The organism is Caulobacter vibrioides, from assembly GCF_002858865.1.
In the GTDB taxonomy this organism is placed as follows: Bacteria; Pseudomonadota; Alphaproteobacteria; order Caulobacterales; family Caulobacteraceae; genus Caulobacter; species Caulobacter vibrioides.
Genome location: NZ_PJRR01000008.1, coordinates 50,842 through 73,250, shown reverse-complemented (window position 1 = coordinate 73,250; position 22,409 = coordinate 50,842). Strand labels below are relative to the sequence as shown.

The following is a 22,409-nucleotide window of genomic DNA, read 5'->3' as shown; positions in this document are numbered from 1 at the left end:
TAGGCATAAGAACCTGAAATTCTTGACGCCGGGTCAATCTTTCCCTTCGCGTGAACGTCGTTCAGTGTGCCTTGTGTGACGCGCCAGAGAGCGCAGTCAGGGAGGTTCCAGTGGATTTCGACTATTCGGACGATCAGAAGTTCCTGAAGGAGGAGGCGCGCAAGTTCCTTGCCGCGCATTGCGACGTCGGCGTGGTTCGCGGCGTGCTCGACAACGCCGACCGCTCGTTCGACCAAAAGCTCTGGAAGGGCGTCACCGAGCAGGGCTGGCTGGGCGCCTGCATCCCCGAAGAACATGGCGGCCTGGGTCTGGGCCGCGTCGAACTGTGCGCGATCGCCGAAGAGCTTGGACGCGCCGTGGCGCCGATCCCCTTCGCCTCCACTGTTTATGTGCTCGCCGAAGGTTTGATGGCCTACGGGTCCGACGCCCAGAAGGCGTCGATCCTGCCGCGCATCGCCGCCGGTGAGGTCATCGGCTGCCTGGCGACGTCTGAAGGCCCCGGCGTCGTCGGGCCGGCGACGCTGCAGTGCCGCGTCGAGGGCGGCAAGCTCAGCGGGACGAAGATCCCTGTCACCGACGGCGATGTCGCCGATATCGCGCTGGTGCTGGCCTCGGAAGGCGGCCGCCCGGGCCTCTTCCTGGTCGACCTGAAGGGCGCCGGCGTGTCTCGCGAGACCCTCAAGAGCCTGGAGCCCACGCGCGGCGTCGCCAAGATCGCGTTCGACGGCGCGCCCGCTGAGCGTGTCGGTGACGCCGGTGCGGGCTTCGAGGTCGTGCAGGGGATTCTCGACCGCGCGGCCGTACTGCTGGCGTTCGAGCAACTGGGCGGCGCCGACCGTTGCCTGGAGATGGCCAAGGAGTACGCCCTGGGGCGCTACGCCTTTGGCCGTGTCATCGCGGGCTATCAGGCCATCAAGCACAAGCTGGCCGACATGTACGTCAAGAACGAGGTCGCCCGCTCCAACGCCTACTACGGCGCCTGGGCCCTGAACGACGGTGCGCCGGAACTGCCGGTCGCCGCCTCGGCCGCGCGCATCGCCGCCTCGGAAGCCTTCTGGTTCGCCAGCAAGGAGAACATCCAGGTCCATGGCGGCATGGGCTTCACCTGGGATGTCGATTGCCACCTCTATTACCGCCGTTCGCGCCAACTGAGCCTCGTGGCTGGGGCGCCGAAGGTCTGGAAAGAGCGGCTGGTGGCTGAACTCGAAAAGAAAAACGCGGCTTAAGGAGCGGAAGATCATGGATTTCAACGATTCCACCGAAGAAGCCGCCTATCGTGAAAAGGCGCGCGCCTGGCTCGCCGAGAACGCCGCCGCGCACCGCGCCAAGTGGGGCGAACTGAAGCCGAACACGCCCGAGCACATGGCCGCCGCCAAGGAATGGCAGGCCACCAAGGCCAGCGCCGGCTATGCCTGCATCACCTGGCCCGCCGCGATCGGCGGCGGCGGCGGCACGCCGATCCAGTCGGTGATCTTTGGCCAGGAAGAGACCAAGGCCGGGCTCGGCTACGGCTACTTCACGATCGGCCTGGGCATGTGCGTGCCCACGGTGATGGCCTTCTCCGACGGCGAGACCAAGAAGCGCTTCGTCAGCCCCGCCGTGCGCGGCGAGGAGATCTGGTGTCAGCTGTTCTCGGAACCGGCGGGCGGCTCTGACGTCGCCGCCCTGCGCACCCGCGCCGTCAAGGACGGCGACGAGTGGGTCATCAACGGCCAGAAGGTCTGGACCACCGGCGCGCACTATTGCGACTACGGCATCCTGCTGACCCGGACCGACCCCGACGTGCCCAAGCACAAGGGCCTGACCATGTTCTGGATCGACATGAAGGATCCGGCGGTCGAGTGCCGGCCGATCCACCAGATGTCGGGCGGGCGCGAGTTCAACGAGGTCTATTTCACCGATCTGCGCGTCAAGGACAGCCAGCGCCTGGGTGAGGTCGGCGACGGCTGGAAGGTCGCCCTCGTCACGCTGATGAACGAACGCCTGGCGGTCGGCGGTTCGGCGGGTCCCAACTATCGCGAGATCATGAAACTGGCCCGCGAGCTGGCGGGGCCCACCGGCCCCTCGCTCAAGGATCAGTCGTTCCGCGAAAAGCTGGCCGACTGGTACGTGCAGTCCGAGGGGCTGAAGTTCACGCGCTTCCGCACCATGACCGCACTGTCGCGCGGCCAGACGCCGGGACCGGAAAGCTCGATCGGCAAGATCATCTCGGCCAATCAGCTGCAGGAGCTGGCCAATACGGCGGTCGAGATGGAGGACCAGTACGGCATCCTATCCGATCCCGAGGTCGCGCCCGCCGAGGCGGCCTTCCAGCAAAGCCTGATGTGGGCTCCGGGCCTGCGGATCGCCGGCGGCACCGACGAAATCCTGAAGAACATCATCGCCGAACGGGTCCTTGGTCTGCCGGGTGATGTTCGCGTGGACAAGGACGTCGCTTTCAAGGACATGCCGACCGGACGTTGATTTCGTCGAATCTTCACACGACTTGAAACGAGGCGAGTCGCCCGCTGACTAGGTTAGTGGGCGGCTCGTCGACACTTCGTCTAGTTGTTTCCGCTGCGCGGAAACGTGCGAAAATCCCCCAAATTCGCGTGCCAAGCGAACCTTGGCTGTCACGAAGAAGACTTCATTGCCCGGTCGGTTGAGCTGACCTTGACAGTGGCCAATCCCGGGCACATGAGAGATCGTTGTTTTATAGTTAACGGCGACGGCTGAAGGGGGATTCATGCGCGAGGCCGGGGACGCAATTGCGCGCCTTCGCACGCTCCGCGACGCAGCGGGGCGCCTGGTCGCCAGCCGCGCCTCTTTGCTGCGCCGAGCGCCTGTGGGGCTCGTGGTCGCAGCGGTGGTGATTCCGCTCGTCGGGTGTGACACCGGCCCCAACTTCTGGTTCCACAAGCGCGCCAGCGCCTGTCCGCGTCCGCAGGTCGCGCAGGGTGTCTCGGGGCAGTTCAACCAGCAGCAGCAGGAAATCCGGGCGCTTCGCCAGGGTGGCTTCCGAGGCGATTTCTTCGCCCAGCTTGAACTGGCGCGACGCTATGAGGGCCAGCGCGCCGTCGACAAGAACCTGGAAGATCCGGTCGAGGCGGCCGTCTGGTACGCCATGGCGCTCGCCAACTCCGGCGGCTACGCGCCGATCGCCGCCTATGAGCGTCGCGGCAAGGAATCGCGGGCGGTTTCGCGCTTTGACGATTGCCGCGCTTTCGAGCGACGCAGCGCCTATGGCGCGCTGGACCGCCTGCTCTCGCGCATGTCGACCGAGGAGCGCGAGAAGGTCCGCAACCGCGTGATCTACATCCTCTCGACCCAGAGCGCTGACGGGTTCCGGACCCTGGCGCGGATGCACGACGGCTATTTCGGCCCGTTCGGGGAACCCTCGGATAACCTCCAGGCCATCGAGGCCTACGGCAAGCCCAGCCAGCCTGGCGCGCCGGCGGCCCTGGATCTGTTCCGCCGCAACGACGTCGACGCCTATCTCTACAATTACCTGGCGGTGCAGACCGGCGACGTGTCGGCCTATGTGATGCTGAAGGACTTCGAACGGTCCTCGCCGCAGCGCGCTTCCTACGGCTCGTTCGTGGAGACCAAGGCCAAGCGCTGGATTCCGCCCTACGAGTTTTATCCGCCCGAATCGCCGGACTCTGGCGTTCCTCACTCCGACGAGGCGGACCTGTCGGGCGAGGCGCGCGAGTCGGCGCTCTATCGCATCGCTGAACTACCGTTCGTCCATGTTGGCGAGTCGCTGGCCTATTTGCGGGTGATCCCTACGGCGGTGCTGGACGAGAAGATGCTCAGCGTCACCGAGGTGCAGACCCTGCAGAGCATGATCGGTCGTCCGAACACCGGTCGTCTTGCCCCGATCGAGAAGGTGCGCGCCGTGCAGTACGCGGCGGTCAATGGCTCGTCCAAGGCCCAGTTGGTGCTGGCGGTGATGTACTCGGAGGGCGTCGGCGTGCCGCGCGATTACGCCCGCGCCTATCACTGGTACGAGGAGGCCGAGCGCCAGGGGTCGGCGGAAGCCAAGTACGCCATGTCGACCTTCTTCTCGCTGGGTCTGCAGGGCGTGGCCGACCAGGACCGGGCCAAGGCGGTGGTTTACCAGATCGACGGCGCCCTGGCCGGCTTCAAGCCCTCGGCCTGGCGTCTGCAGCAATTGCTGGCGCAGGTCTCGCGTCCGCCGCGTGCGGCGGGCGAGCGTCCGCAGCCGCGGCCGATCTATGGCGCAGACGATTACCGCGCCGCGCCGCGCGCCGACGACCGTGACCCGCGACAGGACCAGCCTGGCTCCGACCGGGGCGGGCGTCCGTATAACGAAGGGAATTACTAGATGCGCCGCCTCAGCCGCCTGCTGGCGCTTTGGGCCGCCTTGACCCTTGGCGCCGCCGTCGCCTCCGCGCCCGAACTGGCCGTCGCCTCGCCGGACGCCAAGATCGATCAGCAGATCCGTCCCTGCTTTGGCCTGCTGCTGCAGCCCAATCTGGCTCACGGCTGCAAGGTGCGTGACGTGCGGCCCAAGCCCTGTCCGCGGGGTACGATCCGCTCGAAGGGCCGCTGCGTTGTTCCGTACAACAATGGCGGCTACGCCTATGTCTCGCGCGAGATCAACTGCGACTACGCCTATCCGGGCCAGATCTCCGACACGCTCTATCGCCTCTATGAAGGCGACGTGCTGACCCTGACCTCGACCAATGGCGGCGCCTGCGTCGACTCGCTGAACATCACCAAGGCGATCAGCATCGTGGTGCGCGACTATTCGCCCAGCCGCACGCGTCCGATCCTGATCGCCGGCAGCGGTCAGCCCTGCATCAAGATCCAGCCCGGCGTGCGGTATGTGGTTCTGGACGGTCTGGGCATTGAAGCCACCCGCGCCGGCGCCGCCTCGTGCATTGTCGGCCGCGCCACCGAGATCGCGATGCGCGGCGTGACCGTCCGCTATGACGGCGAGGGTTCGGCCTTCGACGTGGGCGAGAGCCGCATTGAGCTGGCCCAGAGCACGTTCATCGGCCGTACGCGCCAGCCGGTGGTCAAGGCGACCGGCACGATCATGGCCGCTGACGTCGAGATTGCCGCCACCGCCATCGGCGCGGCCCTGGAAACGTCTGGCGACAGCCGCCTGCGCGGCGTCCGCGTCGTGCGTCTGGGCGACTGGACGGGCTCCTCGCGAACCCGCAACTCCGCCGGCTTCATCATCGCCGGCATGAACCGCCAGCAGCTGGTCCAGATCGACGGCCTGTATGTCGACGGCTTCTCGCGCGGCATCTATGTCGGCGGCGGCGACGAGACGACGCTGCTGCGTCCGGTGGTCCGCGACAGCGACTGGGCCGTCACGCTTGAGAACGCCAACCTGCGCGTGGTCGAGGGTGAGCTCGAGGCCGTGGATGTGGGCATCTATGCCGCGTCGGGCATCGTGTTCGCGTCCAACAACAAGATCATGGGCGTCATGCGCTCGGGTATCTACGCCGACGCCGGCGGTCAGGTGCGCGCGGTCGACAACCGCGTCTATGCGCGCCCCGAAGGTTGCCGCGCCCTGGTCACGGGCTTCTTCAACGGCGAGCTGACCTGCCGCCCGTGGTTCGAGGCGCCGGAGCTCTACCGCACGCCGCGTGACCGCGCTCGACTGGATTTCGACAGCTACTGGCCTGCGCCGGCGATCGCCGCCGGGGTCACCGCCCAGGCGCCGGCCGAGCTTTCCGGTCCGCCGCCCGCCGGCGAGCCTGTTCCCGCGCCTCAACAAGGGGGAGCTCCTCGATGAGCAAGTCTGTTCGTAGCCGGCTGGCCGTTTCCCTCTGCGCGCTGGCGACGGTGTCCAGCCTCGTGGCGACGCAGGCCTGGGCCCAGAGCGGTCCGGGCGGTCCTGGCGGTCCGGGCCGTGGACGCGAGGTCTGTGGTGCGCCGATGACGGGCGCTGCGCCCGACATCATGAGCTATGACAGCGCCACCGGGACGCAGGTCTTCGTCAACAGTGGCCGGGGAACCGGCACCGATGTTTCGGCCTACAACGCCCAGACGGGTTCGGCCGCCCAGTTCGCCGGCGATCTGAGCCGTCCGGGCCTGGTCTCCTCTTGCTCGGTCGACGGCTTCAGCCGCCAGGCCTATGGCGTCGACGCCACGCGGCCGGGACAGCTGGTTGTCTCGGGCCGTGACGAGCGCGGCGAGCGCTGGGCCTTCACCCGCGCCGACGGCAAGGTCGAGGTCTGGGACCCGCGCGGCGACAACCGCTGCTTCAAGTCGGGCCTCGGCATCTTCACCCCCGCCGGTGGCTATGGCGTGGCCCTGGCCACCCCGCCCGGCGCGATCGGCGTCGGCATCGCTGCGGGCCAGCACTTCGGCGGCGTGGGCGTCGGCGCGAACCGTAATTTCGTCGGCGCGGGCCTCGTCGGATGCTGAGGACGGTGCTGGTCGTCGGCGTCCTCGTGGCGGGCCTGACGGCCTGCGCGTCGCCGCGACCCCATGGTCCGCCGTCGCCGTCGACCCCCAGCCGCGCCAAGGTGACGCCGCCGCCGCCGCCGATTGAGGCGATCCGGCCGCGCTACTGACCGGAGCGGTGCGTCCGCCGGAGAGGCCCTGATGCTGAAGTTCCTGTCGATCTTGGCGCTGTTGCTTGCGCCGACCTTGGCCTGCGCCGAGGTGTCGCCGCAGCAGCGGGCGGTGGAAGCCGTGATCGCCGACAGCGCCGCCGGCTGGAACGCCGGCGATGTCGCCCGCTTCATGGCCAGCTATTCGGACGCCCCCGAGACCAGCTTCGTCACCGAGGAAGGCCTGGTGCGCGGCAAGGCCGCCATGCTGGCCCGCTACAAGGCCAAGTATGACTTCGGCGACCCGGCCAAGCGCGGCGTCCTGACCTTCACATCGGTCGACTTCCGCCTTCTGGACCCGACCCACGCGCTGTACGTGGGCCGGTGGGCGCTGGCCTATCCCAACGGGACCTCGGCCAAGGGATACACCAGCCTGATCATGGCCCTGGAGCCCGGCGGCTGGCGCATCATCGCCGATCACAGCAGCTAGGGCGCGATCGTCGCCTTGAAGGTCGGCGCCTTGCGGTGCTTCGTCGCCTGCTCGTAGGCGTAGCCCAGGTTCAGCAGCAGCTTCTCGCTCCAGGCCGGACCGATGAACGACAGTCCGACCGGCAGGCCTGATACGTCGCCCATCGGCACGGTCAGGTGCGGATAGCCGGCCACGGCGGGCAGGGTGGTCGAGGAGCCGCCGTAGTTGTCGCCGTTCAGCGGATCGATGGTCCAGGCCGGGCCGGTCGTCGGGGCGATGATGGCCACAGCGCCGGTGTCTTTCAGGATCTTGTCGATGCCCTCGGGGCCGGCCAGACGCTTGGAGTCGGCCAGAGCCTTCAGATACTCGGGATCTTCAAGGCCCTTGGTCTTCTCGGCCCGCTCGAAGCTTTCCTGGCCGAACCATTCGAACTCCTTCGGGGTCGCCTTGTTGAAGGCGATCAGGTCGGCCAGGGTGCGGGTGGGGACCTTCTTGGGATCGGTCGAGGCGAGATAGGCGGCTAAGTCCGCCTTGAGCTCGGTGTAGAGCACCACGCCCTCGGCGCGGCCGATCGGACCTTCGTCGAAGTCCTTGACGTCGATCAGGGTCGCGCCCTGGGCCTCCAGGTCCTTCAGCGCCCGCTCGAACACCGCGTCGGTCTTGGGCGAGTAGCCCGTGTAGAACCGGGCCACGGCCAACTTGACGCCCTTCAGCGCGGTCTTGGAGAGGCCCGCCGCATAGTCGGTCTTGCGGGCGTCGGCCTCCTTGGTCGCCGGATCGGTCGGGTCGGAGCCGGCGATGATGGTCAGCACCTTGGCCGTGTCCTCGACCGTCAGGGTCATCGGGCCTGCGGTATCCTGGCTGTGGCTGATGGGCACGATGTGGGTGCGCGAAACGAGGCCCACGGTCGGCTTCAGGCCCACCAGGCCGTTGATCGCCGCGGGGCAGGTGATCGAGCCGTCGGTCTCGGTGCCGATGGCCAGCGGCGCCAGGCCCGCCGCCACCGCCGCGCCTGAGCCGCTGGACGAGCCGCAGGCGCTGCGGTCCAGGGCGTAGGGGTTGCGCACCGTGCCGCCCACCGCGCTCCAGCCGCTGATCGAGTGGTTGGAGCGGATATTGGCCCACTCCGACAGGTTGGCCTTGCCCAGGATAACGAGGCCCGCGTCGCGCAGGCGCTTGGCCACCGGCGCGTCACGGCCGGTGATGTTGTCCTTCAGCGCCAGCGAGCCGGCCGTGGTGGGCAGCGGATCGGCGCTTTCGATATTGTCCTTCAAGAGGATCGGCGCGCCGTGCAGGGCCGAGCGGACCTTGCCGGCCTTGCGCTCGGCGTCGAGCGCGCGGGCGTCGCTCAGGGCGTTGGGATTGGTGGCGATCACGGCGCGCAGGACGGGGTTGCGCTGCTGGATCGTGGCCAGGGCCGCCTTGGTCGCCTCTTCGGACATCTGGGCGCAGGCGTTTCCGGCGAGCAGGGCGATAGCGGCCGCGCCGGCCAGGATGGCGAACTTGGTCATGAAGCGTTTCCCCAAACGCGGCCGCGACTCCGGCGGCCGGACGGCCGCGAGCATGGGGTCAAAAATCTCCGCTCGCCAAGCGCCAACCGCCACAGTCGTGCGTGATCAGACGAAGATCGCCACGTTCTGTCGCGCCAGGACCAGCGGGCGGCCCTTGGCGTCCCACAGATGCATTTCCTGGGTCGAATAGCCGTCGCCGATGGTCTCGGCGCGGGTGCGCAGCAGCCGCCAGCCGTCGTCGTCCGGCTCGGGCAGGCCCACGATATCCAGCGACCAGGTCATGGTCGAGATCGGCCCAAACTGCGGGAACAGCGCCATGGCCGGCGGCGGCGGCATGTCGGCCAACGCCACCAGGGCCGAGATCGAGGTCGCGGCCGGATCGCGGTGGCGGATCCACAGCAGGTATTCCGGTTCACCTCCGGCGAGGGGGCGCGTGCCGCCGGCCTTGCGCACCTCGAACTGGGCCGAGAAGTGCGGCGCGCCCTGGCGATTTTCGGGGAAGAACAGCTCGCAGGCGCCGGCCGGCGCCACGGGCGGGCAGAGGACTTCTTCGTACGAGATGGCTGAGGTCCGCGCCGCGCCGAAGGTGAGCACGCCATGGGTGGCCACGCCCTGTTCGCCGATCAGATCGACGGCGACGAACAGCGTCGACTTGCCCTGCCGCAGCGGCCGCACCGAGATCGCCAACTCGCCGGCCGCCGGGCCGACAAAGGCGAATTGCGCCGAGCGCAGAGGAGGGGCCTCGGGAAAGGCTCGCAGGGCGGCCTCGACGCACAAGGCGCCGCTCAAGCCGCCATAGGTGGTGCGGCCTTGCTTCCAGTCGTCGGAGACATGGGCGGAAAAGCCGGTTTCGGTCGAGGCGATGGCCGCGACGAGGTCGGTGTAGAGCGTCATGCCGACAGTGTTCGTTTTCTTTCGCTACGGAAGTCAAGGGAGGGACAGTGCAAATCCTCCGGAGGGCTGTGCTTCCTTTCCCTTGATGGGGAAGGGGGGAGGGATTCTACGACCGTTCCCAAGCCGCCTTAAGCAGCGACGCCAGCTCAGCATCGACATCGCCCGCCGAGGCCAGTACGCACTTGGCCTTGAGGCGTTCGGACCATCCTTCATTGCGGGGTTCGGCGAGGCGCGGGGAGGTGTCCGGCGTCAGCGCGAGGCCCAGCGCGACGCCGCCGCCCTTGAGCGGCTTGGCGGCGGCGAACTGGCTCTTGCGCGACCAGGCGGTGAAGGCCTTGCGCTGACCGGTGACGACGTCGGGCAGGTCGGCGATCGCCGCCTCCAGGGCGGCCAGGACAGCCGTCGAGGCCGGATCGGTCCACAGCGCCGCACGCAGGCCGTCCGCGTCGTCCCACCCCATTTCGGCCGGGAAGGCTACGCCGAAGATCGTCGCCGCGCGGTTCTGGCCGATCCCGTAGGTGGCCTTCAGCCAGTCGGTGCGGGCCTTGGGCTTGGTTTCTTTGCATTCGCGGCGGACGATCTCGACCCATTGCTCCAGGGTCTTGCCGGTTTCGCGCTCCAGATTGGCGCGAACCGAGGTGAACCATTTCCGCTGCTGCTCGGTCAGGCCCTGGGGCTTGCTGTCCATGGTTTGCGCGCCCCCTGGCGTTTGCTACCACCGTTCCGCACAGGGAGACGGTCATGAGCCTCGACGGACGCTACGACACGGGCAACATCTTCGCCAAGATCATCCGGGGCGAGATCCCCAGCGTGAAGGTGTTCGAGGACGACAAGGTCCTGGCCTTCATGGACGTCTTCCCCCAGTCGCGCGGCCACGCCCTGGTGATCTCCAAGGTCAGCCAGGCGCGTAACCTTCTCGAGGTCGAGCCCGATGTGCTGGCCGACCTGATCGCCGCGACCCAGACGCTGTCCAAGGCGGTGGTCGCCGCTCTGAAGCCCGACGGCGTGGTCGTCACCCAGTTCAACGGCGCGCCGGCCGGCCAGACGATCTTTCACCTGCACTTCCACGTCATCCCCCGTTACGAGGGCGAGGCGCTTGGGCGTCACGGCGAAGGCGGCATGGCCGATGTCGCCGAGTTGAAAGCCCTGGCGGACAAGATCAGCGCGGCGCTAAGTGTTTGACTTTATAGCCTGTTTATCTGGTTTAGATGGTTCCATCTAAACCAGGCAGGCTCTAAGGGGTCAGCTTGATCAGGGCGGTGGAGATGGTCATCAGCACCGCCACGCCGCCCAGGATCGCCCAGCCCTGAAGGCGGATCTTTTCACTGAGATCGACGCGCAGGCGGCTTTCCATCAAGGCCATGTCGGCCCTGACCAGAGCGATCTCGTTTTTCAGGTCGGCCTTAAGCTCGGCCTTGGTCGTCTGGAGATCGGCGCGCGTTGCGGCGAGTTCGCTCTTGGTCGCCAGGTCGCTGATGTCGGGAAGCATGGTCGTCTGCTGCACCAGTTCGACAATGGCCTCCGCCACGGGCTGGTCCATGCCGGCGTCACGAAGCCGTTTGGAGGCGCTGAGCGTGTCGAAGCCGATCGTGGTCATGACCACACGCTAGCCGTTTGTTCTCGTTTCGTCCACAATTTTCCAGCGAGCGAACAGCAAAAAGGCCCGGATCGCTCCGGGTCTTTCGCTTGAGGGCTGACAGTCGGCCTATTCGGCCATGGCCGGTTCGGTCTCGTCTGCCTTGCCGGCCTTCGGCGCGGTCGAGGAGTCGATCTCGAACTCTATCTTGCCATTGACCAGCACGACCTTGACGTGGCCGCCGCGCACCAGGCGTCCGAACAGGATGTCGTCGGCCAGGGGCTTTTTGATGTGCTCCTGGATGACCCGAGCCAGCGGACGCGCGCCGTAGAGCTCGTCGAAGCCGTTCTTGGCCAGCCAGTCGGCGGCGTCGTCGGACAGTTCGATCGTGATGTTGCGATCGGCCAGCTGGGCCTCCAGCTGCATGACGAACTTCTGCACGACCTGTCGGATGATGTCGGCGCTCAGCGGCTTGAAGGCCACGACGGCGTCCAGGCGGTTGCGGAACTCGGGCGTGAACAGGCGCTTGAGGGCGGCCTCTTCTTCACCTTCGACCTTGCTGCGGCCAAAGCCGATCGAGTTGCGCTGGGCGTCCGAGGCCCCCGCATTGGTGGTCATGATCAGGACCACGTTGCGGAAGTCGACCTTCTTGCCGTTGCTGTCGGTGAGCGTTCCATTGTCCATCACCTGCAGCAGGATGTTGTAGACATCCCCGTGCGCCTTCTCGATTTCGTCGAGCAGGACGACGGCGTGCGGGTGCTGGTCGACCGCGTCGGTCAGCTGACCGCCCTGGTCGAACCCGACATAACCGGGAGGCGCGCCGATCAGGCGGCTGACAGTGTGGCGCTCCATGTATTCCGACATGTCGAAGCGCAGCATCTCGATGCCCAGGGTCAGGGCCAGCTGCTTGGCGGCTTCGGTCTTGCCAACGCCGGTCGGGCCGCTGAACAGGTACGAGCCGATCGGCTTGTTGGGTTCACGCAGGCCGGCGCGGGCCAGCTTCATGGCGGCGGCCAGCTGGCTCAGGGCCTCTTCCTGACCGAACACGGCGCGCTTCAGATCGCTTTCCAGCTCCTTCAGCGCCTCGGTGTCGGACTTGCTGACCGATTTCGGCGGGATGCGGGCGATCTTGGCGACGACGCTTTCGATCTCCTTGACGCCGATGGTCTTCTTGCGGCGGCTCTCGGGCAGCAGCATCTGCGAAGCCCCGGCCTCGTCGATCACGTCGATCGCCTTGTCGGGCAGCTTGCGGTCGGTGATGTACTTGGCCGACAGCTCGACGGCGACCTTCAGGGCGTCGGCCGTGTACTTCAGCTTGTGGAAGTCCTCGTAGTAGGTCTTCAGACCCTTGAGGATCTTGATGGTGTCTTCCACCGTCGGCTCGTTGACGTCGATCTTCTGGAAGCGACGGACCAGGGCCCGATCCTTCTCGAAGTGCTGGCGGAACTCCTTGTAGGTGGTCGAGCCCATGCAGCGCAGCGTGCCCGAGGCCAGGGCGGGCTTCAGCAGATTGCTGGCGTCCATCGCCCCGCCGCTGGTGGCGCCCGCGCCGATCACGGTGTGGATCTCGTCGATGAACAGCACCGCGTTCGGGTGGTTCTCCAGCTCCTTGACCACCTGCTTCAGGCGTTCCTCGAAGTCGCCGCGATAGCGGGTGCCGGCCAGCAGCGCGCCCATGTCGAGCGAGTAGATGGTGGCGCCTTCCAGCACCTCGGGGACCTGATGGGTGACGATCTTGCGCGCCAGGCCCTCGGCGATGGCGGTCTTGCCCACGCCCGGATCACCGACCAGCAGCGGGTTGTTCTTGGTGCGGCGGCACAGGATCTGGATTGCGCGCTCGACCTCGTTGGCGCGCCCGATCAGCGGGTCGACCTTGCCCTGGCGGGCCTTCTCGTTGAGGTCGACGCAGTAGGCTTCGAGCGCCTCGCCGCCGGTCTTGGTGGTCGACTTGTCGCCGTCCTCCTCGGTGGCGTTGGAGCCCGTGCTCGCGCCCTTGACGCTCTTGGGCTCGGAGGCGCCGGCCTTCTTGGCGATACCGTGAGCGATGAAGTTCACCGCGTCATACCGCGTCATGTCCTGCTCCTGCAGGAAGTAGGCGGCGTGGCTTTCGCGTTCGGAGAAGATGGCCACCAGCACATTGGCGCCGGTCACTTCCTCGCGGCCGGACGACTGGACGTGGATCACCGCGCGCTGGATCACGCGCTGGAAGCCGGCGGTCGGCTTGGCGTCCTCCTCGTCGTCGACGACCAGCGAGGTCAGTTCGACGTCGAGATAGTTCGACAGGCTCTTCTTCAGCGCGGCGAGATCGACGTCGCACGCGCGCATGACTCCGGCGGCGTCCTCGTCGTCGGTCAGGGAAAGCAGAAGGTGCTCCAGCGTGGCGTACTCGTGCTTACGCTGGTTGGCGTACGCGACGGCGCGGTGCAGGGACTCTTCCAGGGGGCGCGAAAAAGAGGGCAACGGGGGAGGCTCCTCAGTCCTTTTCCATGGTGCACTGCAGGGGGTGCTGATGACGTCGCGCCGAGTCGATGACTTGCGCGACCTTGGTTTCTGCGACTTCGTAAGTGTAGACACCGCAGACACCGACACCGTTCTGGTGAACGTGCAGCATGATGCGAGTAGCGTCTTCACGCGACTTGTTAAAGAACCGCTCGAGCACGTAGACGACGAACTCCATCGGTGTGTAGTCGTCGTTGAGAATCAGAACTCGATAGAGCGAAGGCTTTTGCGTCTTCGGCTTCACTTCCGTGACGACCGACGACCCAACGCCGTTGCCTTGTCCGCCTTGCTTCCGCTCGGCCATCGACTTGTTCTCTCCCGGCGGGCAAATCACCCGCCTGCCTGAATTAGATATGGAAACGCGGCGGCTTTGGAAGAGCCCGAAGCACCGCTGCGCCGCTTTAGCACAGGGGCGCCTCGGTTTTCGGCTTCACGTTTGGGAGAGCGAAGGCCGCGCGCGAACGGTTCCGAGGGTGAAGCGTCGAAATGGGGCTCAAGGTCGCCTCGTGCAAGGCTGGACGTCACCGCCCCTTGAGCGCGCGACCGGTGACCACCGCAGCGGCGCCGAACTTGCCGCGCAGGGCGTCGATGGCGGTTTCGCTCTTCAGGGCCCGGCGCTCTTCGTCGGCGAACATGTCAGCGCCCGCGGTGTCGGCGTCGACGAACTCGGTCAGCCCCGCGCCGATCAGGCGGTAGGCAAGACCGCGCGGTTCGGCGGACAGGAGCTCGCGGGCCACCTGGAACAGGGTGCGAGCCGTCTGGGTCGGCACCGCCAGGGTGCGGCGGCGGGTATGGATCTTGAAGTCGGGGGTGCGCAGCTTCAACGTCGCCACGCGGCCGGCGACGCCTTCCTGGCGGGCCTGCTTGGCGACTTTTTCGCAGAGCGGCCAGAGTTCGTCCTCTAGGTCCTCGCGCTTGTGCAGGTCGTCGTTGAAGGTGGTCTCGGCGCTGATCGTCTTGCGGGCCTGGTCGGGATCGACGATGCGGCTGTCCTGGCCGTGGGCCAGCCGGTGCAGCCGCATGCCGCCCGAGCCCAGGCGATTGGCCAGCAGCTTCAGGTCGGCGGCGGCGATGTCGCCCACGGTGCGCAGGCCGATCTCGGCCAGGGAGGCGACGGTGGCCGGTCCCACGCCCGGCAGGATGCTGACCGGTTTGTTGGCGAGAAAAGCCTGCGCCTCGGCCGCGCCGATGGCCGAAAAGCCGCGCGGCTTGTCCAGCTCCGAGGCGATCTTGGCCAGGAACTTGTTGGGGGCCAGGCCCACCGAAACGGTCAGGCCGATATCGCGCTCGATCTCGGCCTGCAGTCTGGCCAGCATCTGGGCGGGGGTTGCGCCATGCAGGCGCTCGGTGCCCGTCAGGTCGATCCACGCCTCATCCAGGCTCAGCGGCTGGATCAGCGGGGTGAGCCTGTCGAGCTTCTCATGGATGCGCCGGCTCTCTTCCTTGTATTTGGCGAAGTTGGGCTTGATGACCACGGCGTCGGGGCACAGCTTCAGCGCCTTGAACATCGGCATCGCCGACTTGGCGCCGCTCATCCTCGCGATGTAGCAGGCCGTGGTGACCACCCCCCGCTTGCCGCCGCCGATGATCACCGGCAGGTCGCGCAGGGACGGGTCGTCGCGCTTCTCCACCGAGGCGTAGAAGGCGTCGCAGTCCATATGGGCGATGGAGAGCGTCCCCAGCTCTTCATGGAACACTGTGCGCGGCGAGGCGCAGGCGGGACACCGCGCGACCTTGGTCGCGCCGGTCCACCCGCAGTCGCGGCACAGGGACTTCATGGTGGCGGCTAGACCTCCGGCGGCCAGAGCCAGACGGCGCCGCGCACGCCCGAGCTGTCGCCGTGCACAGCCTTGCGCACCGGGGTCTCGAAGATGTCGGAGAACACGTGCGGCGCGATGGCGGCGGGCAGGCGCTCGTAGAGGGCGTCGACGTTCGACATGCCGCCGCCCAAGACGATGACGTCGGGGTCGATCAGATCGCAGACCACGGCCAGGGAGCGGGCCAGGCGGTCGACATAGCGATCCAGCGCCGCGCTGGCCTTCACGTCGCCTTCGCCGATCGCCTGCATCGCCGCCTGTCCGTTGGCGAAGCCGGCGTCGCGGGCGAAGGCGGGGCCGGCGATCCAGGTCTCCAGGCAGCCCTTGCGGCCGCACCAGCAGTCCGGACCCGGATACTCCTCGGGCTTGGGCCAGGGCAGGGGGGCGTGACCCCACTCGCCGCCGATCCCGTTGTGGCCGTTGATGATCTTGCCGTCGACCACGACTCCGCCGCCGCAGCCGGTGCCGACGATGGCGGCGAAGACGACGGAGGCGCCCGCGCCCGCGCCGTCGGCGGCTTCGGACAGAGCCAGGCAGTTGGCGTCGTTGGCGATCCGCACCGGACGCGCCAGGCGCGTCTCCAGGTCCTCGCCGAACGGGCGGCCGTTCAGATAGGTGCTGTTGGCGTTGCGGATCAGGCCGGTGCGGGGCGAGATCGAACCCGGAATGCCCAGACCCAACCGCGCGCAGCTGCCGCCGGCCATCGACTCTGCGTCCGCGACCAGCGCGGCCACGACCTCAAGCGCTTCGTCGTAATTGCCGGGATTGGGCTTGCGCACACGCGCCACAAAGTCGCCGGCCGCGTTCAGCGCGGCGACCTCGATCTTGGTGCCACCAAAGTCGACGCCGAAACGGATCATGGGAAAAGGCGCTCCTCGATGGCGACCTTCAGGGTCGGCCATTCATCGATACGGGCATGACGATCGGGCGCGGACGGGGCGAAGGGGCGCAGGCGCTCATCGCTGACCATCTGGAAGCGTCCGATCTGGGGCGCCCTCTCCGCCACCGATTCGAGCTGCGGCAAAAGGTCGTCGATGAAGACGACCGGACCCGACGTGCGCGCCGCCAGATCAGCGGCGGGCGGGCCCTTGGGTCCGCTGTTGATGATCAGGGGATAGTCCAAGCCGTGGGTCTTCAACCAGCGGGCCCGCGCCAGGCGGCCGTGTTCGGGCGCGTTGGTCAGGATCACCACCTCGGCGCGGGTCGACAGGTCGGCCAGGGCGTCGGCCGCCCCGTGCGCGGGGTCCAGATCATCCGCCCCGTCGCGGAAGAAATCGTCGAACAGGGCCTTGCCGGCGATCATGTCCAGGTGCTGGCTTTCCCCTGGCCGATAGATGTTCTGGAACAGGGCGAAGCGGTCGACGCGCAGCTCGAAGCCGTGACGGGCGACGAAGGCGCCAAACCCGCGCATGAACTGCGCCAGGACCTCGTCGACGTCGACGATGACCAAAGGCGCGGTGGGTGAGATAACGCAGGCCTGAAGGTCGGAGTAACGCGGTTCCATGAGCTCGGATCGTTAGGGCTGAACGCGATTAGCGCGGGCTTAAGGATATCCGTGCGATCAGGTTCTGGAAGACGGCGCGAATCCCTAGGCGTCGCCACGTGACCGCATGGTCGGGGTAAGGATGACGAAGAAGGTCCTCATCGTGGAGGATAACGAGCTGAACATGAAGCTCTTTCATGATCTGCTCGAAGCCCAGGGTTACGAGACCCTGCAGACCCGTGAGGGTCTGTCGGCGCTGTCCATTGCCCGCGAAAACAAGCCAGACCTGATTCTGATGGACATCCAGCTGCCCGAAATCTCGGGTCTGGAGGTCACCAAGTGGCTGAAGGAAGACGACGATCTGGCCCACATTCCTGTGGTGGCGGTGACCGCTTTCGCCATGAAGGGGGATGAGGAGCGCATCCGCGAGGGCGGTTGCGAGGCCTATATCTCCAAGCCGATCTCGGTCGTGCACTTCCTCGAGACCATCAAGCGTCTGCTGGAAAGGCAGCCTGCATGAGCGCCCGGATCCTCGTCGTCGACGACATCGAGGCCAATGTCCGCCTGCTCGAGGCCAAGCTGACGGCCGAGTACTATGAGGTTTCCACCGCCATGGACGGGCCGACGGCCCTGGCCATGGCCGCGCGCGATCTGCCCGACATCATTCTGCTGGACGTCATGATGCCCGGCATGGACGGCTTCACCGTCTGCCGTAAGCTGAAGGACGATCCGACTACCCGCCACATCCCCGTCGTGTTGATCACCGCGCTCGACGGGCGTGGCGACCGCATCCAGGGCCTGGAATCAGGCGCTTCGGACTTTCTCACCAAGCCGATCGACGATGTCATGCTGTTCGCCCGCGTGCGCAGCCTGACCCGCTTCAAGCTGGTGATTGACGAACTGCGTCAGCGCGAGGCCTCGGGCCGCCGCATGGGCGTGATCGCCGGCGCCGCCGCGCGCCTGGACGGTCTGGGCGGTCGGGTGCTGATCGTCGACGACAACGAACGCCAGGCTCAACGCGTCGCCGCCGAGCTAGGCGTCGAACACCGCCCGGTGATCGAGAGCGACCCTGAGAAGGCCAAGATCAGCGCCGGCGGTCCGGTCGACCTGGTCATCGTCAACGCCGCGGCCAAGAACTTCGATGGCCTGCGCTTCACCGCCGCGCTGCGGTCCGAGGAACGCACCCGCCAGCTGCCCGTGCTGGCCATGGTCGATCCCGATGATCGTGGCCGCATGGTCAAGGCGCTGGAGATCGGCGTGAACGACATCCTGTCGCGCCCGATCGATCCGCAGGAACTGTCGGCGCGCGTGAAGACGCAGATCCAGCGCAAGCGCTACACCGACTATCTGCGCAACAACCTGGATCACTCGCTGGAGCTGGCCGTCACCGACCAGCTGACCGGCCTGCACAATCGCCGCTACATGACCGGTCAGCTCGACTCGCTGGTCAAGCGCGCGACCCTGGGCGGCGACCCGGTCTCGGCCCTGCTGATCGACATCGATTTCTTCAAGAAAATCAACGACACCTTCGGTCACGATATCGGCGACGAGGTGCTGCGCGAGTTCGCCTTGCGTCTGGCCTCGAACGTCCGCGCCATCGATCTGCCTTGCCGCTACGGCGGGGAAGAGTTCGTGGTGATCATGCCTGACACCGCTCTGGCCGACGCCCTGCGCATCGCTGAGCGGATCCGGATGCATGTCTCCGGCTCGCCCTTCACGGTCGCCCATGGCCGCGAAATGCTGAACGTCACCATCTCGATCGGCGTCTCGGCCACGGCGGGTGAGGGCGATACGCCCGAAGCCCTGCTCAAGCGCGCTGACGAAGGCGTCTATCAGGCTAAGGCCTCGGGGCGGAACGCGGTGGTCGGCAAGGCCGCCTGAGCAGCGGGCGCCCAGCCCATATTGCATCGGTGAAACGCTTCCGTTCTTGCGCGAAAGGCGGCTTCGCGCGACATCGCTGGCCATGAAGAAGATGCTTACCTGCGGCGTGATCGCCGCCGCCGTGTCTGTCGGCTTCGCGGCCCAGGCCCAGTCGACTGCGACCAAGCCCGCGCCCAAGCTGGTGGTCGTCATCTCGATCGATCAGTTCAGCGCCAATCTCTACGCCCAGCACCGGCCTGAGTTCACCGGCGGGCTGAAGCAGCTGAGCGCTGGAATCGTCTATCCGAACGGCTATCAGTCGCACGCCTTCACCGAGACCTGCCCCGGTCACTCGACCCTGCTGACGGGCAAGCATCCCAACAAGACCGGCATCAGCGCCAACGACTGGTACGACAAGACGACGGGCAAGACCGTCTATTGCCTGGCCGATCCCAGCGTCACCCTGGCCGATGACCCCAAGGGCCGGGCGGTTTCGCCGGCCAACATGGTGGCTACGACCTATGGCGACTGGCTGAAGGCCGTCTCGCCCAACAGCCGCGTGTTCGGCGTCTCGGGTAAGGATCGCGGCGCGATCACCATGTCGGGCCACGCGGCCGATGGGCAGTTCTGGTACCAGCCGGGCTTTGGCTTCACGACTTATGTCCGCCCGGGCCAGACCGCCGAGGCGCGTCTCAAGCCCGTCGCGGCCTTCAACGCCAAGCTGGCGGCGGATTTGAAGAAGCAGCCGTTCGTCTGGGACTACGCCAGGAGCCCCTTGGACGCGGTGACCGGCGGCGGCTCGGCCAAGCGCTGCAAGGCCCTGGAAGCCGACTATGAGACGGGTGGCCGCAAGTGGCGCGCGGCCCTGCCGATCCCGGCGGCGACCACCGAGGCTGAGAAGCGCCGCGATCTCGCCGCCAGCCCGTATACCGATCAGGTGACTTTGGAGCTGGCGAGCGCCCTGCGCGAGGCCTACGGCCTGGGCGACGGCCCGCAGGTCGATGTCCTCGCGATCAGCCTCTCGGCAACCGACTATATCGGCCACCGCTATGGCACGCGCGGCCCGGAGATGTGCGACCAGATCGCCCGCCTGGACGAGCGCCTCGGCGCCTTTCTCAAGGGCCTGGAGAAGGTGAAGGGCGGCGTGCTGGTCGCCCTGAGCGCCGACCACGGCGGCGCCGACATGGCCGAACGCCTGCATGGCGAGGGCTACGACTACGAGCGGGTGATCGGCAAGCCCTGGATCGCCAAGCTGAACGCCCAGGTCCGCGCCCAGTTGGGCCTGTCCTGGGATCCGCTGAACGCCGAAGGCGGGCTCGACCAGATCTATGTCGTCGGCCCTGACGGCAAGGCGACGTCCGACATCGACCGCGCGCGCATCACCGCCGCCGCTCTGCCGCTGATCATCGGCGATCCGGCTGTGGCGGGCGCCTTCGACTCAAACGCCTTGCTCACCCTGCAGCCCGCGCCCGCCGACGCCTCGCCTGAGGAACTGTCGCTGGCCGAGCGCCTGCGTCGCAGCGTCTATCCTGGCCGGGTGGGCGACATCGTCGTAGCCTTCCGTCCCGATCGCGTGCCGGCGACCGCCGGCCCGACCTATGTGTCCACCCACGGCAGCCCCTGGGACTATGACCGCCGGGTGCCGATCCTGTTCTGGTGGAAGGGGGCTGCGCCGCACGAGCGCGTACTGCCGCTGGACACGGTGGACATCGCGCCGACGATCGCGGCGGTCACCGGCGTGACGCCGCCCGCCGACATCGACGGCAAGTGCCGGCCGCTGGTCTACGGCCAACGTTGCTAACGGCGGTTAGGGCGACTTTTTAAGCTCTCTCACACGCAAGGGGCGCAGCCTCCCGTATGCATCCTATGCGGGAGGGTTCGATGAGGGCGAGACTTCGCGCGAGACGGCGGCCTTATTCGGCCGGCTGGCTGGCGCTGGCCCTAGTGGCCTGCGTGTCATTGTTCTGGCTGGGCGCGCGCCTTGAAGGTGATCCGTCCGGCGGTCTGTCAACAGCGGCTGTGCTGGCCGCGTTCGTCGCACTCTGCGTCGGCCCGGTGGTTCTTACGGTCACCGTGATCCGGGGCGGTTTCGCCTTCTTCCGCTGGTTTTGGTTCGGCGAGAGCCCGTAGGGCGGCCCAAAAGCAAAACGCCCGGCTATCGCTAGCCGGGCGTTTCAATGTCGTAGCGCTGAAAGCGATCTTACTTGATCTTGCCTTCGCGGAATTCGACGTGCTTGCGGATGACCGGGTCGTACTTCTTCAGCACCATCTTTTCGGTCTTGGTGCGGGCGTTCTTCTTGGTGACGTAGAAGAAGCCGGTGTCCGCCGTCGAGTTCAGGCGGATCTTGATGGAAGCCGGTTTGGCCATGGTCGAATCCCTGCGATGGTCGCGCAGGTTCCCGCGCGTTGGAAATGAGAGGCGCGGAAGATACTCATCGGCGGCTCAAAGTCAATTGCCGGCGGGGCACCGCTTGTAAGGAAAGTCCGCCGAGCGCTCCTGGCCGTTCACGGAGCCCTCGATCCGGGCCACCAGCGTGTCCCTATCGGCGAGCAGGTAGAGAATCCGCTGGGGAAAGCCGTTCTTGGGGTTCTCGAAGGTCACGGCGTTGGCGGCGAGATCCTTCAAGGGGAAGACCGTCTCGGCCTGGCCGAACGGAATCGCCACATAGCGCAGCGTCCCGTCCTCGCCGGGAACGATGCGCATGAACTCGAACTCACGCATCTTGCCGTCGCGCACGCTGCGGCTCATGCCGATCATCGCGCCGCCGGCCGGGGGCAGCCACTGTTCCTCGATCTTCGTGCCGTTGGGACGAACCAGCGTCCAGCAGCCGCCCATGAAGGCCAGCTTGTCGATATCGGTGGGCGCGGCCACGACGCTCAGGGCCATGAGGGCGGCGATCATGCGAACCTCCCGAACAGCGCCTGACAGCTAGAGATGGGTCAGATGGCGCTTGCCGTTCAGGAAGCGCATGAACGGCGCCGGACGTCCAGCCTCCGCCAGCCGCTGACCGATCTCATGCACCACGAAGCGGGTGATGTTGGGCAGGTCCAGGGCCATGGCTTCCTGGAAGTCGACCCAGGCGATCTCGTCCAGCTCGCCGCAGTCGGGACGGCGGTCCAGCGACAGCAGCGACTCGGCTGACGCCATGAAGAACCGCGCGTCGAAGCGGCGGGGACGATAGGGTGGGGTGATGGCGCGGGCCACGAAGCTGAGCGGCTCCAGGTCGGGCAGGGCGCCCTGGGCCAGGAACGGCCGCCAGGGCCCGGCGCCGGGCCGCTCCGGCGCGGGCTTGGCCAGCAGGAGCCCTGTCTCCTCGAAGGTCTCGCGCACGGCCGCCAGCGCCAGGGCGCGGGCCAGGCGCGCGGGCTTGGGATGGCGCGGCTCCAACTCCAGGCGTGTCGTGACCTCGGCGTCCAGCTCGGTGGCGCTGGGAGCGTCATAGTCGGTGCGGTCCACGCGTCCGCCGGGGAACACCCACTTGTCGGGCATGAAGGCGTGGCCGCGGTTGCGGCGGCCCATCAGAAGGCGCGGCTGGGGGCCGTCGGTGCGGACGATGATCAGGGTGGCCGCATGCCGGGGCTTGAGCGCCACGCCCGTCTCGCGCGTCGCGCCGTCGTTGAGGGTGTCGAATTTCGCGTCGATGGGCGGCAGGCTCATGCGCTCAGGTTAGACCCATCTGCGCAGCTGCCTAGAGCCCTTTCCGATCTGATTGAACTAATCAGATCGGAAAAAAGGGCTCTAAATGTGTGATCTTAGAGCCTGTTTATCGGCTTTAGATGGTTCC

25 protein-coding genes are annotated in these 22,409 nt (G+C 66.9%); 12 read left to right on the top strand and 13 right to left on the bottom strand.

What is annotated here, in order from left to right:
• Positions 1-110: 110 nt before the first annotated feature.
• The 7 genes from CVUC_RS04430 to CVUC_RS04405 all read left to right on the top strand — a co-directional run bounded on the left by CVUC_RS04430 (position 111) and on the right by CVUC_RS04405 (position 7,005).
• On the top strand, positions 111-1,226 hold the full coding sequence (locus CVUC_RS04430; protein ID WP_096033811.1) for an acyl-CoA dehydrogenase family protein: 1,116 nt from the start codon (positions 111-113) through the stop codon (positions 1,224-1,226).
• Positions 1,227-1,239: 13 nt separating this feature from the next.
• Positions 1,240-2,463, top strand: a complete 1,224-nt coding sequence (locus CVUC_RS04425; RefSeq protein WP_010920336.1) for an acyl-CoA dehydrogenase family protein — start codon at positions 1,240-1,242, stop codon at positions 2,461-2,463.
• 262 nt (positions 2,464-2,725) lie between these two features.
• Entirely contained in the window at positions 2,726-4,327 is a 1,602-nt protein-coding gene (locus tag CVUC_RS04420; RefSeq protein WP_010920335.1) for a tetratricopeptide repeat protein, read from the top strand.
• Entirely contained in the window at positions 4,328-5,752 is a 1,425-nt protein-coding gene (locus tag CVUC_RS04415) for a hypothetical protein (RefSeq protein ID WP_010920334.1), read from the top strand.
• Entirely contained in the window at positions 5,749-6,387 is a 639-nt protein-coding gene (locus CVUC_RS04410) for a hypothetical protein (RefSeq protein ID WP_096033810.1), read from the top strand. The genes CVUC_RS04415 and CVUC_RS04410 overlap by 4 nt, the downstream gene beginning before the upstream one ends.
• Positions 6,381-6,536, top strand: coding sequence for a hypothetical protein (locus tag CVUC_RS19825; RefSeq protein ID WP_164468164.1), 156 nt, complete (start codon positions 6,381-6,383; stop codon positions 6,534-6,536). The genes CVUC_RS04410 and CVUC_RS19825 overlap by 7 nt, the downstream gene beginning before the upstream one ends.
• Complete coding sequence (locus CVUC_RS04405) at positions 6,511-7,005, top strand: YybH family protein (protein ID WP_096033809.1); 495 nt, start codon at positions 6,511-6,513, stop codon at positions 7,003-7,005. Before CVUC_RS19825 ends, CVUC_RS04405 begins: the two co-directional genes overlap by 26 nt.
• On the opposite strand, the gene CVUC_RS04400 is transcribed toward CVUC_RS04405, so the two are convergent.
• The 3 genes from CVUC_RS04400 to CVUC_RS04390 all read right to left on the bottom strand — a co-directional run bounded on the left by CVUC_RS04400 (position 7,002) and on the right by CVUC_RS04390 (position 10,077).
• Positions 7,002-8,588 carry an amidase gene (locus CVUC_RS04400; RefSeq protein WP_164468162.1) on the bottom strand — a complete coding sequence of 529 codons (1,587 nt, stop codon included), beginning with the start codon at positions 8,586-8,588 and terminating at the stop codon, positions 7,002-7,004. The two genes, CVUC_RS04405 and CVUC_RS04400, sit on opposite strands and share 4 nt — an antisense overlap.
• Before the next feature lie 12 nt (positions 8,589-8,600).
• Positions 8,601-9,389, bottom strand: a complete 789-nt coding sequence (locus tag CVUC_RS04395) for a thioesterase family protein (RefSeq protein WP_096033807.1) — start codon at positions 9,387-9,389, stop codon at positions 8,601-8,603.
• Positions 9,390-9,495: 106 nt separating this feature from the next.
• On the bottom strand, positions 9,496-10,077 hold the full coding sequence (locus tag CVUC_RS04390) for a DUF4287 domain-containing protein (protein ID WP_096033806.1): 582 nt from the start codon (positions 10,075-10,077) through the stop codon (positions 9,496-9,498).
• A 53-nt stretch (positions 10,078-10,130) separates the two neighbouring features.
• Between CVUC_RS04390 and CVUC_RS04385 the strand changes: the two genes are divergently transcribed.
• Positions 10,131-10,571, top strand: a complete 441-nt coding sequence (locus tag CVUC_RS04385; protein ID WP_096033805.1) for an HIT family protein — start codon at positions 10,131-10,133, stop codon at positions 10,569-10,571.
• A gap of 52 nt (positions 10,572-10,623) precedes the next feature.
• Here CVUC_RS04385 and CVUC_RS04380 read toward each other — a convergent pair whose 3' ends face one another.
• The 7 genes from CVUC_RS04380 to CVUC_RS04350 all read right to left on the bottom strand — a co-directional run bounded on the left by CVUC_RS04380 (position 10,624) and on the right by CVUC_RS04350 (position 16,785).
• Positions 10,624-10,986, bottom strand: a complete 363-nt coding sequence (locus CVUC_RS04380; protein ID WP_096033804.1) for a hypothetical protein — start codon at positions 10,984-10,986, stop codon at positions 10,624-10,626.
• A 108-nt stretch (positions 10,987-11,094) separates the two neighbouring features.
• Positions 11,095-13,425, bottom strand: a complete 2,331-nt coding sequence (clpA, locus tag CVUC_RS04375) for an ATP-dependent Clp protease ATP-binding subunit ClpA (RefSeq protein ID WP_096033803.1) — start codon at positions 13,423-13,425, stop codon at positions 11,095-11,097.
• Between the two features lie 13 nt (positions 13,426-13,438).
• Positions 13,439-13,768, bottom strand: coding sequence for an ATP-dependent Clp protease adapter ClpS (clpS, locus tag CVUC_RS04370; protein WP_012640501.1), 330 nt, complete (start codon positions 13,766-13,768; stop codon positions 13,439-13,441).
• A 26-nt stretch (positions 13,769-13,794) separates the two neighbouring features.
• A complete protein-coding gene (locus CVUC_RS04365) occupies positions 13,795-13,989 on the bottom strand; it encodes a hypothetical protein (RefSeq protein ID WP_012640500.1) in 195 nt (64 codons plus the stop codon).
• Positions 13,986-15,242 (bottom strand): DNA polymerase IV, encoded by a 1,257-nt coding sequence (locus CVUC_RS04360; RefSeq protein ID WP_096033802.1) that lies wholly within the window; start codon positions 15,240-15,242, stop codon positions 13,986-13,988. Before CVUC_RS04360 ends, CVUC_RS04365 begins: the two co-directional genes overlap by 4 nt.
• An 8-nt stretch (positions 15,243-15,250) precedes the next feature.
• Complete coding sequence (locus CVUC_RS04355) at positions 15,251-16,141, bottom strand: ROK family protein (RefSeq protein WP_096033801.1); 891 nt, start codon at positions 16,139-16,141, stop codon at positions 15,251-15,253.
• Entirely contained in the window at positions 16,138-16,785 is a 648-nt protein-coding gene (locus CVUC_RS04350) for a hypothetical protein (RefSeq protein WP_010920322.1), read from the bottom strand. Before CVUC_RS04350 ends, CVUC_RS04355 begins: the two co-directional genes overlap by 4 nt.
• 121 nt (positions 16,786-16,906) lie before the next feature.
• Here CVUC_RS04350 and divK point away from each other — a divergent pair, with 121 nt between their 5' ends.
• The 4 genes from divK to CVUC_RS04330 all read left to right on the top strand — a co-directional run bounded on the left by divK (position 16,907) and on the right by CVUC_RS04330 (position 20,754).
• Entirely contained in the window at positions 16,907-17,284 is a 378-nt protein-coding gene (gene divK / locus CVUC_RS04345) for a cell-cycle response regulator DivK (protein WP_012640499.1), read from the top strand.
• Positions 17,281-18,645, top strand: coding sequence for a PleD family two-component system response regulator (locus CVUC_RS04340; protein ID WP_010920320.1), 1,365 nt, complete (start codon positions 17,281-17,283; stop codon positions 18,643-18,645). Before divK ends, CVUC_RS04340 begins: the two co-directional genes overlap by 4 nt.
• A 106-nt stretch (positions 18,646-18,751) precedes the next feature.
• Positions 18,752-20,425 (top strand): alkaline phosphatase PhoY, encoded by a 1,674-nt coding sequence (gene phoY / locus CVUC_RS04335; RefSeq protein WP_145991835.1) that lies wholly within the window; start codon positions 18,752-18,754, stop codon positions 20,423-20,425.
• Between the two features lie 56 nt (positions 20,426-20,481).
• Positions 20,482-20,754, top strand: a complete 273-nt coding sequence (locus tag CVUC_RS04330; RefSeq protein ID WP_012640498.1) for a hypothetical protein — start codon at positions 20,482-20,484, stop codon at positions 20,752-20,754.
• Between the two features lie 70 nt (positions 20,755-20,824).
• Here the strand turns inward: CVUC_RS04330 and rpmG are convergent, their stop codons facing one another.
• From rpmG to CVUC_RS04315, 3 genes are all read right to left on the bottom strand, one after another.
• Complete coding sequence (gene rpmG / locus CVUC_RS04325; protein WP_010920317.1) at positions 20,825-20,992, bottom strand: 50S ribosomal protein L33; 168 nt, start codon at positions 20,990-20,992, stop codon at positions 20,825-20,827.
• Between the two features lie 81 nt (positions 20,993-21,073).
• The gene (locus tag CVUC_RS04320) at positions 21,074-21,526 is read right to left on the bottom strand and encodes a DUF6265 family protein (protein WP_096033799.1); all 453 of its coding nucleotides are present in this window, start codon (positions 21,524-21,526) and stop codon (positions 21,074-21,076) included.
• Between the two features lie 27 nt (positions 21,527-21,553).
• Positions 21,554-22,282 (bottom strand): NUDIX hydrolase, encoded by a 729-nt coding sequence (locus tag CVUC_RS04315; RefSeq protein ID WP_096033798.1) that lies wholly within the window; start codon positions 22,280-22,282, stop codon positions 21,554-21,556.
• Between the last annotated feature and the right edge of the window lie 127 nt (positions 22,283-22,409).

What these genes read in the sequence shown, in the direction of transcription:
- CVUC_RS04360 (WP_096033802.1), bottom strand. Translation starts at nt 15,242, where the DNA reads ATGAAGTCCCTGTGCCGCGACTGCGGGTGGACCGGCGCGACCAAGGTC.
- CVUC_RS19825 (WP_164468164.1), top strand. Translation starts at nt 6,381, where the DNA reads ATGCTGAGGACGGTGCTGGTCGTCGGCGTCCTCGTGGCGGGCCTGACG.
- CVUC_RS04410 (WP_096033810.1), top strand. Translation starts at nt 5,749, where the DNA reads ATGAGCAAGTCTGTTCGTAGCCGGCTGGCCGTTTCCCTCTGCGCGCTG.
- CVUC_RS04420 (WP_010920335.1), top strand. Translation starts at nt 2,726, where the DNA reads ATGCGCGAGGCCGGGGACGCAATTGCGCGCCTTCGCACGCTCCGCGAC.
- CVUC_RS04330 (WP_012640498.1), top strand. Translation starts at nt 20,482, where the DNA reads ATGCATCCTATGCGGGAGGGTTCGATGAGGGCGAGACTTCGCGCGAGA.
- CVUC_RS04350 (WP_010920322.1), bottom strand. Translation starts at nt 16,785, where the DNA reads ATGGAACCGCGTTACTCCGACCTTCAGGCCTGCGTTATCTCACCCACC.
- divK (WP_012640499.1), top strand. Translation starts at nt 16,907, where the DNA reads ATGACGAAGAAGGTCCTCATCGTGGAGGATAACGAGCTGAACATGAAG.
- CVUC_RS04425 (WP_010920336.1), top strand. Translation starts at nt 1,240, where the DNA reads ATGGATTTCAACGATTCCACCGAAGAAGCCGCCTATCGTGAAAAGGCG.
- CVUC_RS04385 (WP_096033805.1), top strand. Translation starts at nt 10,131, where the DNA reads ATGAGCCTCGACGGACGCTACGACACGGGCAACATCTTCGCCAAGATC.
- rpmG (WP_010920317.1), bottom strand. Translation starts at nt 20,992, where the DNA reads ATGGCCAAACCGGCTTCCATCAAGATCCGCCTGAACTCGACGGCGGAC.
- CVUC_RS04380 (WP_096033804.1), bottom strand. Translation starts at nt 10,986, where the DNA reads ATGACCACGATCGGCTTCGACACGCTCAGCGCCTCCAAACGGCTTCGT.
- clpS (WP_012640501.1), bottom strand. Translation starts at nt 13,768, where the DNA reads ATGGCCGAGCGGAAGCAAGGCGGACAAGGCAACGGCGTTGGGTCGTCG.
- CVUC_RS04390 (WP_096033806.1), bottom strand. Translation starts at nt 10,077, where the DNA reads ATGGACAGCAAGCCCCAGGGCCTGACCGAGCAGCAGCGGAAATGGTTC.
- CVUC_RS04415 (WP_010920334.1), top strand. Translation starts at nt 4,328, where the DNA reads ATGCGCCGCCTCAGCCGCCTGCTGGCGCTTTGGGCCGCCTTGACCCTT.
- CVUC_RS04355 (WP_096033801.1), bottom strand. Translation starts at nt 16,141, where the DNA reads ATGATCCGTTTCGGCGTCGACTTTGGTGGCACCAAGATCGAGGTCGCC.
- CVUC_RS04315 (WP_096033798.1), bottom strand. Translation starts at nt 22,282, where the DNA reads ATGAGCCTGCCGCCCATCGACGCGAAATTCGACACCCTCAACGACGGC.
- CVUC_RS04395 (WP_096033807.1), bottom strand. Translation starts at nt 9,389, where the DNA reads ATGACGCTCTACACCGACCTCGTCGCGGCCATCGCCTCGACCGAAACC.
- CVUC_RS04320 (WP_096033799.1), bottom strand. Translation starts at nt 21,526, where the DNA reads ATGATCGCCGCCCTCATGGCCCTGAGCGTCGTGGCCGCGCCCACCGAT.
- CVUC_RS04340 (WP_010920320.1), top strand. Translation starts at nt 17,281, where the DNA reads ATGAGCGCCCGGATCCTCGTCGTCGACGACATCGAGGCCAATGTCCGC.